Below are 15,224 nucleotides of genomic sequence, written 5' to 3'. Positions count from 1 at the left end.
CAAGGGTGGGACTTTCACCCACATCCTGAGGATAGTTAGGATTTTTGAGGTTAGACCTCACGAATCCCCCTAATCATACCCCTTTCTATTACGAAAGGCTCCTATTAGGAACGAGCCGCACTACTACAGACGGGATGCCCCACCGCCAATTTGAGGATGTTTCTAGCCGCATTCACATCTCTATCCGCTTTGTAGCCACAATGAGGGCAAGAATGTATGCGATCTTTTAGTTTTTTAGGAACTTTTTGACCACAATTAGAGCAGTTTTGACTGGTATTTCGGGGATTTACTACTTTTGCTATTAACCCAGCATTCTCGGCTTTGGTTGATAGTATGGACAGAAATTGTCCCCACCCAGCGTCTAAAACTGATTTAGCTAATCTAGTTTTGGCCAAACCTTTTATATTGAGTTTTTCGTGAGCTACTAAATCGTGAGTATCTAATAGCTTTTTTACAGTCTTAAAGTGAAAATCTTTTCTAGTGTCAGCTACCTTTTTGTGAGCTTTTCCTAGTTTCGATACAGCCTTTTTCCTATTGTTACTTCCTTTCTTGGAACGGCTAACTGCTTTTTGAATTTTCTTCAATCGCTTCTGGGCTTTACGATAATATTGAGGAATTGGTACCTCGGAACCATCAGATTTGATCAAGAAGGATTTGAGACCCATGTCAATCCCGACCGGATTTTTGACTTCTTCGATCGCCATCACATTAGGGACAGTGTCGTCTTGAATGGACAGTGTCACATAGTAACCATCCGCTTTTCGAGTTACTGTGGCCGTTTTGATTTTAAAACCGGTGGGGATTGGTCTATGGTAGATCATCTTGACCCAACCAAACTTAGGAAGATTTAATCTATTTCCATTTATAGGACTCTTGGAGAAGGCCGAAAATGTTAGGGATCTAAAACGCTCCTTACTTTTGAATCTAGGTCTTCCGCTTCGTTTGCCATTGGAATCCCCTTTTAAGAATCGCTTAAAAGCTAGATCGACGCGCTTAACACAATCCTGTAACACATTGGCGTGAATTGCCTTATACCAGGCTCTATCTTTCTTTAATTGAGGTAAAGTTCTCTTTTGTGAATAATAATCAGGATTGTCTCTTAGCTCTGGCAAATGACAAACAAGAGGACAGGAGTTTATAGAGCATCTATTTTGCTCGTGCCAGGCAAATCTGTCAGCCAAAAGATAGTTATATTGATGACGTAGCATCTCAAGCCATCTTTCCATCTCTGATGTTTGTGATTTGGTTAGCCTAAGTTTGAATTGATACGCTAGTCTCATTTGCCATCCTCTTGTTTTCGACCTATTATTAGAATAACATTTGTTGCAACAATTGTTAATACAAAAATTAAAGTTCAGAGATTCGTAGTCAGGCTAAAATTAAGTAATTGGATTGAAGTTAGCTGACCTAGCGCTATAGTTTAATAGGCGCTTAATCTAGCCAATTTTAATTAGCGCTATAGTTTGGGACTGTGTACACGCTTATCGAAAATTGCAGCAATTTCCAACAGTGAATCAACTGGGCTGGAAATCATTAAACTAGCGCTATACTTATCTACCAGCACTATAATTGCTGAAAATTGCTGCAATTTCCAACATCTCGCTCAACCCTTGCTACCACAAGATCTAGGACTATACCAATTACTCTTAGGAGTACCATTATTCGGTTCAGCGGTCAAGATAATTGTACCATCCTCGCCCACTATCCAACCCTGAGCTTCCACTATTTTCTTCTTGGGACGAGCAGGAGTAGGAGTATTGGCAGCACGACGTTTCCCTCTCATTGGTAAGTAACTGGCATCAGGAGTAGGAGTAGAGGTAGCTTCTTCGATGTTCTCTTTTTCAGGATCAAGGGTAACCCAATCTACCAGTACAGACTGTTGATTAATTGGGTCTAGAGGACTTGGGGGTAAGCCACCTCGTCCAGTAACAATGAATTCACCAAGTTCATCTACCGCTACTTTTCCACTCCTGGGACAGTTAGCAACAATTAATGCTGAGGGGTCAACTATTGATGTTGGTAATATCTCAGGATCCTGTGCTGAGTTGGTAATATCCCTGGTCACAGTTCCAGATTGACCTTCACCCGTCAAGCTCAGAGCTGCTATTTCACTACTATTATTCCCAAAAACTAAGGATCGGTCTGGATTTCCATCTGGGCCGATAAACGCACTTCTATCTTCGATTACGTTCATATTGAATAAGCCTTGCAGGGTGATTTTGATCTTTCCACCATCCCCATCCTGAGCATTAGCGAATATATCGCTACCTTTGTCTTTATTATTTAGAGGTAGCGCTACTAATACTCCACCTTCAATAGTGATATTTCCGCCTTTGACTCCATCCCCTGTAGCATCAGCCAAGATTAAGCTATTGTTATCAAGTATGATCACTCCTGGCACATCGATATCAATAGTTGCTGCTTCTTCGTTTTCCTTGGGATTTTTTCCAGTAGCAGCTACAAGTTGGCCGTTGTCTAGGGTTAGAGAATCAGCCTTAATGGTCAGTTTGCCAGCCTCTCCTAGGTTGCTCTCATCCACCTCACCGTTCTCATCCACTTCAGTCTCTGGAAACCCTTGTTCTGTTAATGGCACACCGCTTACTGCTATTCGCGCTCCATCTTCGACAGTTAGCTCGTCTGTTTCTATAGTCACATTTTGAGCAGTACCACCTTCGGTTGCTTGAGCGAATATTCCTGCGGGAGATTTAGACTTATCTGGTAGAGTTCCAGTTAACAACACTGAGTCTTTAGCCACCACTTCCACATTCCCTGCAGTTCCTCTTTCGGTAGAAGCAGAAATTTCGCTATCGTTTACGGTCAAGGTGTCTGAATCTAATTTGATATCACCACCGCGAAAGTCACTTTCGCTTGTAGCATTTAAAACTGCACCATCTGATAGACGCAAGCTCTTTGTTTCTATGTCAATACGCCCTCCCTCAGCCTCGGCTTTATTTTGAGTTTCAGTGAATATGCCACTTACGTTTGTTGGTTTTTGCTTAGAATCAAGCCCAATCCCAGATATATCAACAAAATCCGTGGCATTGACTGTAATATCACCTGCTTTGATTTTGCCCTGAGTGGAAGCTTGTAATCTCCCTCCATCTTTGAGGGATAGAGAGCGAGCCGTAATAGTAATGTTCGCAGTATCTTCTGCTAAGGTTTGCTTGTTTCCAGCATCGTTCCTACTTATCTGAGTTTTAATGTCGCTGTTGGTCAGCTCAATCTTATCCTGAACCTTTATCTTAATATTCCCTGGATTTCCGCCATTCTTACTCCTACTCTCAGCATTGATAGAGCTTCTGTTGCTTAAAGAAAGTGAGCCAGCTTCAATGGTTATTTTCCCACCATCCCCTGTAGCTCCCGATTGGGATTTTGATTCAATTTGAGCTTGATCTTTCATGATGAAGTCTCCCTCAACAATGATTGTGATCGTGCCAGCGTTTCCATCTCCTTTATCTGTATTACTAGTTATACCATCAGAGCCTTGTTCACCTGGTCCAATCATCGTCAGGGAGCCGACACGGATTTCGATTGGGCCACCATTACCATTGTCATTCGTTTTAGCCGTAATTTGAGCCTTACCTCTTGGTCTTCCGTCACCACTATCTAACTGAGACTGCCGATCTCGCCGAGAATCCATCAACAGCTCAGCAGCAATGATTTCAATTTTGCCGCTATTTCCCTGAGCTTTTCCTACTCTATTCTCAATTCTGCTATCTTCTGTAATCGCAACTACTCCCCCAGCATGGATGATGGTTTCTCCCCCATTTCCTGTTGCATCCTTACTCTTTGAACCTCGTGTCCAAGCCTGAATTCTGCTGTTATCTTGCAAGGTGACATTGCCATTAGGAGCGTTGATTTCGATAGTTCCACCCTGACCTGAACTGGTGGTCTTGGTCTTAATCGTACCCTTATTGGTCAGCAGTACATCCCCAGTCACATTGATCTCAATATCCCCGCCAATACCCGCTTTCTTTTCAGTTTTGGTAAAAATTCCTTCTTCTGTTTCCTTCCTTGGCTTTGGTTCACGCTTAGAGGTCACCAAGACCGAGCCAGCGTTAATAGTGATTTTTCCTCCGTTTCCGGCTTGTTTGGTAGTTTTGCTCAAGATGCCCTGGTCTTCAGCATCGTTCTCATGATTATCTTGATTGGCAAAAACCGAAACCTCAAGCCGGTCAGCAGTAAGGATAATCTCTCCACCATCACTGCCAACTGCTGCTGTTTTGGTAAATATTCCCTGGTCTTCGTCTTCTTCTACTTCTACTTCGTCCGGGTCTTCTCCTTCTAGTCCTTCTATATGTTTAGACGTGGATACAGAGATTAAGCCAGAGGTGATGGTAATTTTTCCGCCTGCTCCACCGTTTTCCTCAGTTATGGTAAAAATTCCTTGGTTTGGTTTACTTTCCCCGTCATTGTTAGTGGTTACGTTAACTGAGGAATCAGCAGTGATAATAATATCACCACCTTTGTGACCATTCCCTTGAGTTATGGTAAAAATTCCCTGGTCTTTATTAGAGGTTTCTACTTCCAAAGAGTCAGCAATAATCCTAATTTCGCCACCATCAACATTACCATCTTCTGGCACCAAGGTTTCTATAGCGCTATTATTAACTACAACATTCCCTTTCTTGACGCCATTGGGAAAATCTAAACCCAGCTTGTTACCATCTCTAGTTAATGCGACTTGTCCTGGTGCGCCCAATCCCGCTAACAGAATATTCCCACCTTGATTGGTGGATATCTTACTATCTTCGATAACATTAATCTCACCACCGAGCAACAACAGGTTATCAACCGCCAGCTTCTCTAACTTAGCTTGACTGGTAATATTACCGGGAATTTGATTAAAGAAAAACACATTAGGATTAACGGTTAGCAATGGCGAAGGCGGCTCTGGATTAGAAGCACTAAACGCTCCTTGATTGCCAAACCCAATCCCATCAGCAGTAGTGCCCACAAAGGAACCCGATACATCTAGCTTGGCATTCTCCCCAAACAAAATCCCCTTGGGATTAATCAAGAACAAATTTGCTCCACCATTGACACCCAAGGTTCCTAAAATATTGGAGGGATTCGCACCAGTTACCCGAGACAGAATATTTTCAATCCCAGCTGGATTAGCAAAATAAACCCTTTGTCCGTCTCCCACATTAAACTCTAGGAAACTGTGGAACAAATTGATATCTCGGATTGCTCCCCCTTTAATTAGATCAACAATTTTCCCATTTACCTCACCAGAGCCCAGGTCTAGCAAAGACCTTTCCCCCTGGGGCAAAGTGGCATCAGGAGTAATCTGAGCATTAGCTTGGTTTACTGAAAATGCGTACGCTCCACTAATGGCTAAGCATAGGGCTAAACCAAACTGACTGTTATAGCGTTTCAAGACATCTAATGCCATGGGATTGCTTCTGCTCCTGATCTATCTTTGGGAGGGTTAGTTTACTTAAGCTATCAGCTTTCAGCTTTCAGCTTGCGCATCGGCGCAGGTTAGGTGGGGTTTATTTTAAGCTGACAGCTAACGGCTGACGGCTGACAATTTATTTTTGATTAATAGTGGTTTGATGCCGTTATTGTGACAAGAACTACTATTATTACTCATGGAAATAATAACATAAATTATTATTATACCTATTCTGGCTAGCCATTGATGTAAATTTTTGTTAAATCAAGTTAGCCAGAGCTATAGAGATGGGTATCTAAGGGATAAGCAAGGGATATAGGGAGCCGAAATCAATTGTGATAATTTTTGTTCCCTCCCGATTCCCGATTCCCGATTCCCGATTCCCGATTCCCTTTGGTATACAGAGTCTGATCAAGTAATAAAATGTAAATAAACTTAAAAACTATTTATTCGAAGCTCTGGCTAAAAACTTGATATAAAATAAAAAATATGTTATTCAAAGAATCCAATGGGGTGTGTAATCCTGGTATGTTCTATAGCCAGGAAGATTGGGAAAGAAGCTTGACTAGATATCGTGAGTATATATGTTTAACTGTTTGGTAATAGGTTCCGGGCGCAGTGGCACTAGCATGGTAGCCGGTACACTCAGTGGTGCTGGGTATTTCATGGGAGACAGAATGATGTCATCTACAAGCATCAATAAAAAGGGCTACTTTGAGTCCAAGAATGTTGAGGCGATTAACGAAGATATATTAAGCAAAGTTGTCCCACCTCGACCAAGGGGAATGTTGGGAAATTTGTTTAAGGACCGACCGACTAGATACCAACGCTGGCTAGCTAGGGTGCCTGTAGGCAAAAGGATTGATTGTCCTGAGGAGATAGCCTCTAGAATAGAAACCTTAACTGAGCGACAGCCTTTTTGCTTCAAAGACCCTAGATTTTGTTACACATTGCCAGCTTGGAAACCGTTTCTCAAGGATACCGTATTTCTGTGCGTATTTCGGCACCCCGCAGCGACGGCATCAAGCATTATGAAGGTGCATAGTAAGCATAAATACTTATATAGTCTTTCTATGAATTTTGAGCGAGCGGTAGAAATCTGGACACTTATGTATCAACATATTATTCAAACTCACTCCAAGGAAGGCAAATGGTTATTTGTACACTACGACCAAGTGTTGTCAGATCAAGGACTTGACCGCATTGAAGAATTTATTGATGGCACAGTAGACCGTAGTTTTCCTGACAAAGCTTTAGCTAGTGTTGAGGCAAATCAGCCAATATCTTCCAAAGCTCGTGAAATTTATTCAGAGTTGTGTAGCCGAGCTAACTATCAAGAGGCTCAGTTATAGCGTTTATCATAGCTATGAGGTACAAATTATTTTTTGCCTCTTCCCTGCTCCCTGCTCCCTGCTCCCTGCTCCCTGCTCCCTAAAACCCAGAGATTTGTACCTCATGGGGATAATACTTGCTATAACTAGATAGACTCATGACAATGCCCAACTTTTTAATCCTAGGTGCAGCTAAGGCTGGAACCACCTCAATTTATCGATATCTAAAGCAACATCCGCAAATCTACATGAGTCCTGCCAAGGAACCTAAGTTTTTTGCTTTTGAAGGAGAAAATTTAGATTTTCGTGGGTTAGGAGATGAAAAAGAAGCTAATTACATTGTAACTAATATTGAGGACTATCGTGCCCTATATAAGAAGGTAACTAATCAAATAGCTATTGGTGAAGCATCTACAATTTATCTCTACATTGCGAAATCTGTTGAACGCATAAAGTACTATATTCCTAAGGCTAAATTGATTGCCATTCTTCGAGATCCAGCAGAAAGAGCCTATTCCAACTATTTACATTTAATCAAGCAAGAGCGCGAACCATTGGATTTTGCTGAGGCTCTTGCCCAAGAAGAGGAGCGCATCAAAAATAACTGGTGGTCTTTCTGGCACTATAAACAACGGGGACTTTACTATGTCCAATTAAAACGTTATTATGAAGAGTTTGAAAAAAACCAGATTAAGGTTTATCTATACGAAGATTTGAAGAATAATCCTCTAGGTATGCTGAAAGATATGTTTGGTTTCTTGGAGATAGACGATACTTTTACCCCAGATATATCTGAAAAAGTTAGGCAAGCTGCTCCCATTCCTAAGAACAAAGCATTGGAATCATTTTTGAGCCAACCGCACCCTGTTAAATCAATTCTGAGTCCATTGGTTCCTACTAGCCTAAGGGATAAACTAGTTAACAAGATTAGATATTTAAATCGTGGTAAACCTAAGTTATCACCAGCAGTGCGGAAGCAATTGATTGAATTCTATCGCGAGGATATCCTCCAGCTTCAAGATTTGATTGGTCGGGATCTTTCTCAATGGCTAAAGTGTTGAAAATTAAGTTAATAAGTAAGTTTACAATTATAAGTTAACAATTAAGTTAAGTAATTTAAGTTGTAAGCATATGCGCTACGCGCACGCTGCGCGAACAGCAGTAAGCCGTGAGCTTTTAGCTCACGGCTTACTTTTGTTCCCGATTCCCGATTCCCGATTCCCGATTCCCGATTCCCGATTCCCGATTCCCGATTCCCGATTCCCGATTCCCGATTCCCGATTCCCGATTCCCGATTCCCTTTGGTATACAAAGTCTGATAAAGTAATAAAATGTAAATAAAATTAAAAACTATTCATAAAATAATCTGGCTAAGGACTTGATAAAAAATGAAAAATGTGTTAAACAAAGAAGCGAATGGGGTGATCTTACCTGGTGTGTCCTATAGCCAAGAAGATTGGGCAAGAGGTTATGAGTCCCAACGCCATGAAGAGGATTATTGGATTGATCAAGTAGAAGGGGAAATTCCTAAGGAGTTGCAGGGGACTTGGTTACGCAATGGTCCTGGTTTGCTGGATATGAATGGTTACCGAGTGCATCATCCATTTGATGGGGATGGGATGATTTGTGCGATCGCGTAGCGTGACCTACGGTCAATCGCATTTGATCACGGTCGAGCTCATTTTCGCAATCGGTTTGTACGCACAGAGGGCTTCTTAGCGGAACAAAAAGCAGGGAAACCCGTTTATCGAGGAGTATTTGGCACTCAGAAGCCTGGGGGTTGGTTAGCGAATCTATTTGATGTCCAACTTAAAAATATTGCTAATACCAATGTGATCTACTGGGGTGGCAAGCTCTTAGCCTTATGGGAAGCCGCTAAACCTTACGGTCTAGACCCCCATACTCTTGAAACCTTGGGTGAAGATAACTTGGATGGAATATTAGCAGGAGGTGAATCCTTTGCTGCTCATCCTTGGATTGACCCTAGTAGTAAGCAAGATGGTGGTCAACCTTGTCTGGTAAATTTCGCGATTCAGCCAGGTCTGTCTAGCAAAATTACCATTTACGAATTAGACCCAACCGGTAAACTATTACGACGTCAGAGTTATAGTGTTCCTGGTTTTTGCTTCATCCACGATTTTGCTATTACCCCAAACTACTGTATTTTCTTCCAAAATCCTGTTACCTATAATCCCCTTCCGTTCCTGTTGGGATACCGAGGAGCTGGTGAGTGTTTGGCATATCAGCCTGAACAACCGACCCGGATTATAGTGATTCCTCGTAAAAAGAATACAGAGGAAGTCAAAATCCTAGAAACCCAATCGGGCTTTATATTCCATCATGCTAATGCTTTTGAGGAAGATGGCAAGATTTATGTCGATTCTATTTGCTACAAGTCATTATCAGCAGTAGACGTAGGTAGTGATTTCCGGAAGGTTGATTTTAATGGGAACGCACCAGGGCAACTCTGGCGCTTTACTTTGAACTTAACTGACAAAACTGTAGCGAGTCAGTTGTTAGAAGAGCGCTGTTGCGAGTTTCCTAGCATTCACCCTAATCATGTAGGACATCCCTATCGCTACTTATTTATCGGAGCTGCTGATCATCCCACCCGTAATGCTCCATTACAAGGGATTCTAAAAATAGATATGGAAACAAAGACACAACAATTCTGGAGTGCTGCCCCTAAGGGTTTTGTAAATGAACCAATGTTTGTGCCACGACCCAATGCTGAAGGAGAAGATGATGGTTGGGTATTGACCTTAGTATATGATGCCAGTCATCACCGATCGGATCTAGTAATATTAGATGGTCGTGATTTAACTAGCGGACCAGTCGCACGACTGCACTTGAAGCATCATATCCCTTACGGTTTACACGGTAGCTGGAGTTCTGAGTTGCTGGGACTGGGGTTGAAGGTTACAGGTTGAAGGTTGAAGGTTGAAGGTTACAGGTTGAAGGTTAGTGGGTTGAAGGTTACAGGTTGAAGGTTGAAGGTTGAAGGTTAGTGGGTTGAAGGTTGAAGGTTGAAGGTTACAGGTTGAAGGTTAGTGGGTTGAAGGTTACAGGTTGAAGGTTGAAGGTTGAAGGTTAGTGGGTTGAAGGTTACAGGTTGAAGGTTGAAGGTTGAAGGTTAGTGGGTTGAAGGTTACAGGTTGAAGGTTGAAGGTTGAAGGTTAGTGGGTTGAAGGTTACAGGTTGAAGGTTGAAGGTTGAAGGTTAGTGGGTTGAAGGTTGAAGGTTGAAGGTTGAAGGTTAGTGGGTTGAAGGTTACAGGTTGAAGGTTGAAGGTTGAAGGTTAGTGGGTTGAAGGTTACAGGTTGAGAGTTTAAACTTTAACTAGAAACTTTTAAACAACATGGGGATATAATGACGCTAAACTTATTAGTTATAAAGCTTTCAGGGAAATTATCAGGTTGGAGCTTTGATGGTTAAAGCTAAGCTAATAACAGAATTTTCCTGGAGGGTGCCAGATGAAATTCAGCGTTGTCATCACGACTTATAATCGTCTAGATCTACTCAAGCGTGCAATTGAAAGCGCGCTTGCTCAGACGTTTCCCTGTGAAATTGTTATCGTTGACAACGGTTCGTCTGATGGGACTGAAGGTTATGTCCAAGAGCGCAGTGAAGCGTTGGCACGTGCTGGTGAGCATAGCTTGGTTTATCACCGAAATTCCGATAATATGGGCCACTCGAAAGCGGTAAATCAAGGGGTAGAGTTGGCAACTGGTGATTGGATCAAGCTGTTGGATGATGATGACTACTTAGCCAAGAACTGCATTGAAGAAATGGCTAATGCGATCGCATTACATCCGAAAGCAGTGATTTGCTCTTGCCAATCGGCTCAAGTAAATACCTTAGGAGTAGAACTAAGTATAACACGGCGAGTAGGTTCACCGCCAAGGTTATATATTGCCCAAGAAGACATTCATTATGGAATGCTTCTGGAAATGGTACCGTTTGGCACCCCAGCGCAAGTCGCTTTCTCCCGTGATGGGTTTCTCAGTTCCGGTGGTTGGGATTCTAGCTTAGATACCAACTTTGATGATATTGATTCCTGGATTAGAATCGCCCAGTTTGGGGATGCTATATTTATCAATAAGTGCCTAGCTTACCGGACGGTTTGGTCTGGTGCTTATAATCAAAAATTTTCGTTCCAGAAACGTCTGAAGACTCATATTTCGATTAAGCAAAAAATCTATGAACTAGTCAGTGAAAAATATCAAGGTAAACTCCCATTACTGTGGGAGCTGGGCGCTTATCTGAGATTACATTGGGGCTTAGTAGCTCTTAAACGAGGTAAGTTGATCAGTGCCGCTAAGTTATTGTTTCCTGAGTGTTTTTCACCGATTGCTTTCTCACCGATTGCTTGGAAGTTGCTGTTACTGAGAAAGACTCTAGGATACTCTCCAGAATTATACCACCAGTTACCGCTTTAATTGGCAACTTGAATCATGAGTTAATGGAAAATTGGCTAGTAACCATTAACCATTAACCATTTTCCTTAACACAAAGTGATTAATTAGTCAACTAAAACTTAAAAATCGAAAATTGGCTAGTAACCAATTAGCTAGTAAGCAATTAGCTAATAACCAATTAACAATTACCAATTAACCCTTAACCATTAACAATTAACAATTTCAGTGAAACCAAAGTGATTAACCGGATTTGATCTGACTACAGATTATCAATTTGTTTGCGGAGGTCTTCCAACTCTTTGTCAACGGGTGAATCTGAGGAAGTCGATTTTTTCTCCTCTGGGGCTGGTAAAGCTCCTTGAGATACAGAACCACCAGCCAACTGAGCTTTCATCGTGGCCAACTCATCTTCAACATCATTGCCTTCCAAGAGTTTAAATTGACTTTCCAAGTCACTACCACCCAGCTCATGGGCAGCTTGAGAACGAGCCTCCATATCCAAGACTTTCTGTTCCATACGCTCAAACGCTGCTACGGAGCCACTAGTATTGAGAGACCCCATGGTTTGTTGTAACTTTTCATTGGCCTTAGCCGCCTGAGCTCGTGCTTTGAGCATATTCTTTTTGGTCTTGGCTTCGGAAATTTTGCCTTCGAGAGCAACCAGATTACGCTTAAGATTATTGACCTGCTCAGTTTGCTGATCCCACTGAGTTTTCAGGGTACCAGCAGTATCAGAATTGCTCTTCTTACGCACCAGAGCCTCACGAGCCAGGTTTTCATCCCCTTTGGTCAGAGCCAGCTGAGCTCTTTTCTGCCAGTTGTTAGCTTCTGTTTGGTTTTTGTTGTATTGCTGCTCTGTGCGTTTTTGTTCAGCAATTGACCTGGCAACTGCTTGACGCAATTGAACCAGATCCTCTTGCATATCAACAATAGCTTGATCAAGAATCTTTTCTGGATCCTCAGCCTTGCTGACTATATCGTTCAGATTAGCTCTAACCACTCTGCTAAGGCGATCAAATAATCCCATAACGCTGTTTATCCTCTAGGAATGTACAAAGTAGGTATAAAACTGGCTTGCTGGTGCGTAAGCCTAGTTAAGTTGTCTTGAGTTAAGTTGTCTTGAGGGACAAGCAATTGTTGCTGTCCCATCTCAAGTCTGATTGGGTAACTGAAAAATTTGCGGGCTTGACCCATACCCTAGCCATTAAGACAGGGAGCCTTTCATCCAGTTTAAAAACTTCTTGGGAAAAAGTGCTAGACAACAAGCTAAGGTTTGAACTTTCTGGCGGCTGAACCATGGGGGATTGATCGGGATTGCTGTTCGAGGGGTTAAAAACTGGTTTCCACAGGCGCTTATGATATAATAGTGCCATCTTCAGCAGAAAACGTCCTTGTCTTATTCTACCTATTCCCTTTCCGAGTATTGAGAAAGAAGGTCGAGAAGGTGCGGTTTGCGTATATAGTAACCCCTTGGGTCAAGGCTCTAAGGTGTTTTGATACAACTTTCTCAAGGTGCAATTGAGGTGACCATGGGGAAACTACTTACTTTTTCCGGCTATTTATCCAATTTTTCCGGATTTTTCGGTTATTATGTCTGAGTTGAGGGTAATTGAGGAGTTTCGGTTCCTTTAATCAGATTAGCCTTCATGGCGGCTAACTCAGCTTCCACATCATAGTTACCTTCGAGAGCAGCAAATTTTTTATCCAGTTGATTGCCGCCTAATTCAGCCATTGCCTCAGACCGGGCTTCAAGCTGCATTACCTTTTCTTCCATCTGTTCAAAAGCGCTCAAGGCACTACTGTTACCCACATTACCCAGCATCTCATTAATTTTCATGGATGCCTTAGCTGATTGAGCCCGAGCAATATACAAGTTCTTTTTAGTTTTGGCCTCTGAGATTTTCGGCTCTAGGGTACGGAGATCTTCCTTAAGCTTGGAAACAAGCTCAGCTTGCTGGGAAAGCTGAGCTTTCATGGTTGTGACAGTCTGTTGATGAGATTTCCGCCGTGTCAGGGCATCCCGTGCCAACTGGTCGTCTCCTGCTGACAAGGCTAACTGAGCGCGACGGTACCATTGCTCAGCAGCGGCTTGAGCCTGGGAGGCTTGTCGTTCCGTGCGTTTTTGGGTAGCGATCGCTTGAGCTACAGCCTGCCGCATTTGAATCAAATCCTGCTGCATATCATCGACAGCCTGTTCCAGGATTTTCTCAGGATCTTCAGCTTGGCTAATCAGACTATTAAGGCTAGCGCGAATTATTCTAAACATACGATCTAATAATCCCATGGCAGCTTTCCATACATGATCAGGGCTTAGGGAATGAAAACTGATGTCATTAAGATTGAACTTGACACTTGACAGTTTCAACTTAACTAAGGATGATAAATCGAAGCAGAAATTCCCTGTTGCTGGAGTTTTCCGACCAAACCTTGTGCTTCATGTTCAAATTTGAAAGCTCCCATCTGAATCCGGGTACCTTGAGATAATTTGCGCACATAGGCATCAGCAACAATTGTCCTAGCTTGCTGTAGGGAACGTTTACCATCGTAGTTGATCAGCACATAGTAGAAAGGATCGCGAGCAGGTAAAGACTCCTCTACCACTGTTCTTAGAGATGCGGCTTGATTCTGGAGTGTTTCAGAGATAGCTGGCTTAAGTAATCCTGACTGTACCCGTCTTTCTGGGGGTACTAAAGAGCCTGAGGTGGTTGGTAATGATGACAAGGGAACCTTTTGCAGTGGTTGAACAGAAGGCAAAAGTACTGAAGATAAGGAAGACCCTTTAGGAGGCATCGGTCTAGTTACCACCTTAGGAGCTGATTCAACCACCTTAGGTAAAGGAACATCTTTTGTATAAAAAGGTTTTTGCTGCGGTCCTGGAGTAGCTTCCACTTGAGAAAGGGTATGTAAGTTCAAGTCTACAAATTCCTCAGAAGCCAAATTAGGTCCACCCTGTAGGGGAGAATGGGGAATCGACTCAGTCTGTTGTGGTTTATGTGGTTTAATTTGCTGAGGGGTTTTGGAGATCTTGGGGATGATGAAGCTGATCAGCCGTGACAGATCCAGATTACTTAACACCGATGGATTGGAGAAGATATAGGGTAGGGTAGCGCTTAACAACAGCAAAAGTACCATGAAACCGACATTTAACGGAGTCAGCAGTTGGTAAGACACCTGCTTTTGGTTGTCAAATTCTTCTTCATCTTCTGCCAGACTCTGTAGTAGTTTTTCTGATGATTCGAGATAATCTTCTGGCTGGGTTTGGTTAGCCCCTAACTTGATCAAACTACCTGAGTCTTCAGGCAATTTTTCAGGAGGGTTAAGTTGCTCCGTAGCCTCTTTCTGAATTCCTAGGCTAGCACTGTCACCATTATTATACTGGGATACAACTGGTGGCTGAGTAGGTTTCGGGGACTGTGATGAGAGGGAATCTAGGGATTCAGTCTCCTCAACCAATGGCTGTTGTGGTTGTTTCTGAGAAGTTGTCGCCTTGGTGGTTAGGTTTGGCAGTGCAATGGTTGATGGCTGGTTTAGTCGAGAGATGGTCTGGTTTGTCGGTGATGGTGAGGGTTTCTGTTTTACCTCACCGACAGAAATTAACTCTAGGGGTTTACGGACCCGGTTACGACCAAGACCACGGTTAGTCATTACTGGGCGTCCTACTCTTCGACGTCGGTAGCGCGCTAATTCTTCCTCTAGTTGTACATCAAGGCTACTCAGAGCAGCTTGTAAAACTGAGTTGAGTTTGTAGTTACCGGTCGAGCTAGGGGAAGAATTAACTGAGGAGTTTTGGCTCATGGCGGACTCTATCGGTCGTTTGTGCTACAGAACAAGCAACAGGACTTAACGCTAGCCATTCTATCTTTAGGGTCACCCTACTAACTATAAGCTAGTTTTTGGCCAGTGTGACACAAGCTTCTAGCGTGGCAAAGGCTTCAACGCTGGGACGTAAGTCCTGAAGCAATCAAAACTATTGTCAAATTAACTAATTATAGCAATTCTCATAGCTATGAGGTACACAATTTCGGAATTTTAGGGAACAGCGGATCTGGGAACAGGGAACAGGTAAGAAACAAT

At 42.7% G+C, this 15,224-nt stretch carries 10 protein-coding genes and 1 pseudogene; 6 read left to right on the top strand and 5 right to left on the bottom strand.

Annotated features, from left to right (window positions below; translation table 11 throughout):
- Nucleotides 1–104: 104 nt before the first annotated feature.
- Nucleotides 105–1,280: an RNA-guided endonuclease InsQ/TnpB family protein gene (locus tag F6K64_RS28270; RefSeq protein ID WP_287250736.1), complete on the bottom strand. Its 1,176-nt coding sequence runs from the start codon at nucleotides 1,278–1,280 to the stop codon at nucleotides 105–107.
- Nucleotides 1,281–1,603: 323 nt separating this feature from the next.
- Entirely contained in the window at nucleotides 1,604–5,398 is a 3,795-nt protein-coding gene (locus F6K64_RS28265; RefSeq protein WP_287267093.1) for a filamentous hemagglutinin N-terminal domain-containing protein, read from the bottom strand.
- Nucleotides 5,399–5,985: 587 nt separating this feature from the next.
- On the opposite strand from F6K64_RS28265, the gene F6K64_RS28260 reads away from it, so the two are divergent.
- The 5 genes and pseudogenes from F6K64_RS28260 (at nucleotide 5,986) to F6K64_RS28240 (ending at nucleotide 11,171) form a co-directional block, all read left to right on the top strand.
- Nucleotides 5,986–6,753, top strand: coding sequence for a sulfotransferase (locus tag F6K64_RS28260; RefSeq protein WP_287255796.1), 768 nt, complete (start codon nucleotides 5,986–5,988; stop codon nucleotides 6,751–6,753).
- A 137-nt stretch (nucleotides 6,754–6,890) separates the two neighbouring features.
- On the top strand, nucleotides 6,891–7,793 hold the full coding sequence (locus F6K64_RS28255; RefSeq protein WP_502708078.1) for a sulfotransferase family protein: 903 nt from the start codon (nucleotides 6,891–6,893) through the stop codon (nucleotides 7,791–7,793).
- 70 nt (nucleotides 7,794–7,863) lie between these two features.
- A complete protein-coding gene (locus tag F6K64_RS28250; protein ID WP_287267090.1) occupies nucleotides 7,864–8,073 on the top strand; it encodes a hypothetical protein in 210 nt (69 codons plus the stop codon).
- Between the two features lie 47 nt (nucleotides 8,074–8,120).
- Nucleotides 8,121–9,662, top strand: a pseudogene (locus F6K64_RS28245) (carotenoid oxygenase family protein).
- 543 nt (nucleotides 9,663–10,205) lie between these two features.
- Nucleotides 10,206–11,171 carry a glycosyltransferase family 2 protein gene (locus F6K64_RS28240; RefSeq protein WP_008189076.1) on the top strand — a complete coding sequence of 322 codons (966 nt, stop codon included), beginning with the start codon at nucleotides 10,206–10,208 and terminating at the stop codon, nucleotides 11,169–11,171.
- A 238-nt stretch (nucleotides 11,172–11,409) separates the two neighbouring features.
- Here the strand turns inward: F6K64_RS28240 and F6K64_RS28235 are convergent, their stop codons facing one another.
- The gene (locus F6K64_RS28235) at nucleotides 11,410–12,177 is read right to left on the bottom strand and encodes a PspA/IM30 family protein (protein WP_287250750.1); all 768 of its coding nucleotides are present in this window, start codon (nucleotides 12,175–12,177) and stop codon (nucleotides 11,410–11,412) included.
- A 92-nt stretch (nucleotides 12,178–12,269) separates the two neighbouring features.
- Here F6K64_RS28235 and F6K64_RS28230 point away from each other — a divergent pair, with 92 nt between their 5' ends.
- Nucleotides 12,270–12,443 carry a hypothetical protein gene (locus tag F6K64_RS28230; protein ID WP_154659935.1) on the top strand — a complete coding sequence of 58 codons (174 nt, stop codon included), beginning with the start codon at nucleotides 12,270–12,272 and terminating at the stop codon, nucleotides 12,441–12,443.
- 295 nt (nucleotides 12,444–12,738) lie between these two features.
- On the opposite strand, the gene F6K64_RS28225 is transcribed toward F6K64_RS28230, so the two are convergent.
- Both F6K64_RS28225 and F6K64_RS28220 read right to left on the bottom strand, forming a co-directional pair.
- A complete protein-coding gene (locus tag F6K64_RS28225; RefSeq protein WP_008189083.1) occupies nucleotides 12,739–13,434 on the bottom strand; it encodes a PspA/IM30 family protein in 696 nt (231 codons plus the stop codon).
- 86 nt (nucleotides 13,435–13,520) lie between these two features.
- Nucleotides 13,521–14,945, bottom strand: coding sequence for an atrophin-1 family protein (locus F6K64_RS28220; protein ID WP_008189085.1), 1,425 nt, complete (start codon nucleotides 14,943–14,945; stop codon nucleotides 13,521–13,523).
- Between the last annotated feature and the right edge of the window lie 279 nt (nucleotides 14,946–15,224).

It is taken from the genome of Moorena sp. SIO3A2, assembly GCF_010672265.1.
Classification (GTDB): domain Bacteria; phylum Cyanobacteriota; class Cyanobacteriia; order Cyanobacteriales; family Coleofasciculaceae; genus Moorena; species Moorena producens.
This window is presented reverse-complemented; position numbering and strand designations above follow the sequence as displayed.

Coding starts and splice junctions, on each gene's coding strand:
- F6K64_RS28270 (WP_287250736.1), bottom strand. CDS start 1,280: ATGAGACTAGCGTATCAATTCAAACTTAGGCTAACCAAATCACAAACA.
- F6K64_RS28265 (WP_287267093.1), bottom strand. CDS start 5,398: ATGGCATTAGATGTCTTGAAACGCTATAACAGTCAGTTTGGTTTAGCC.
- F6K64_RS28260 (WP_287255796.1), top strand. CDS start 5,986: ATGTTTAACTGTTTGGTAATAGGTTCCGGGCGCAGTGGCACTAGCATG.
- F6K64_RS28255 (WP_502708078.1), top strand. CDS start 6,891: ATGACAATGCCCAACTTTTTAATCCTAGGTGCAGCTAAGGCTGGAACC.
- F6K64_RS28250 (WP_287267090.1), top strand. CDS start 7,864: ATGCGCTACGCGCACGCTGCGCGAACAGCAGTAAGCCGTGAGCTTTTA.
- F6K64_RS28240 (WP_008189076.1), top strand. CDS start 10,206: ATGAAATTCAGCGTTGTCATCACGACTTATAATCGTCTAGATCTACTC.
- F6K64_RS28235 (WP_287250750.1), bottom strand. CDS start 12,177: ATGGGATTATTTGATCGCCTTAGCAGAGTGGTTAGAGCTAATCTGAAC.
- F6K64_RS28225 (WP_008189083.1), bottom strand. CDS start 13,434: ATGGGATTATTAGATCGTATGTTTAGAATAATTCGCGCTAGCCTTAAT.
- F6K64_RS28220 (WP_008189085.1), bottom strand. CDS start 14,945: ATGAGCCAAAACTCCTCAGTTAATTCTTCCCCTAGCTCGACCGGTAAC.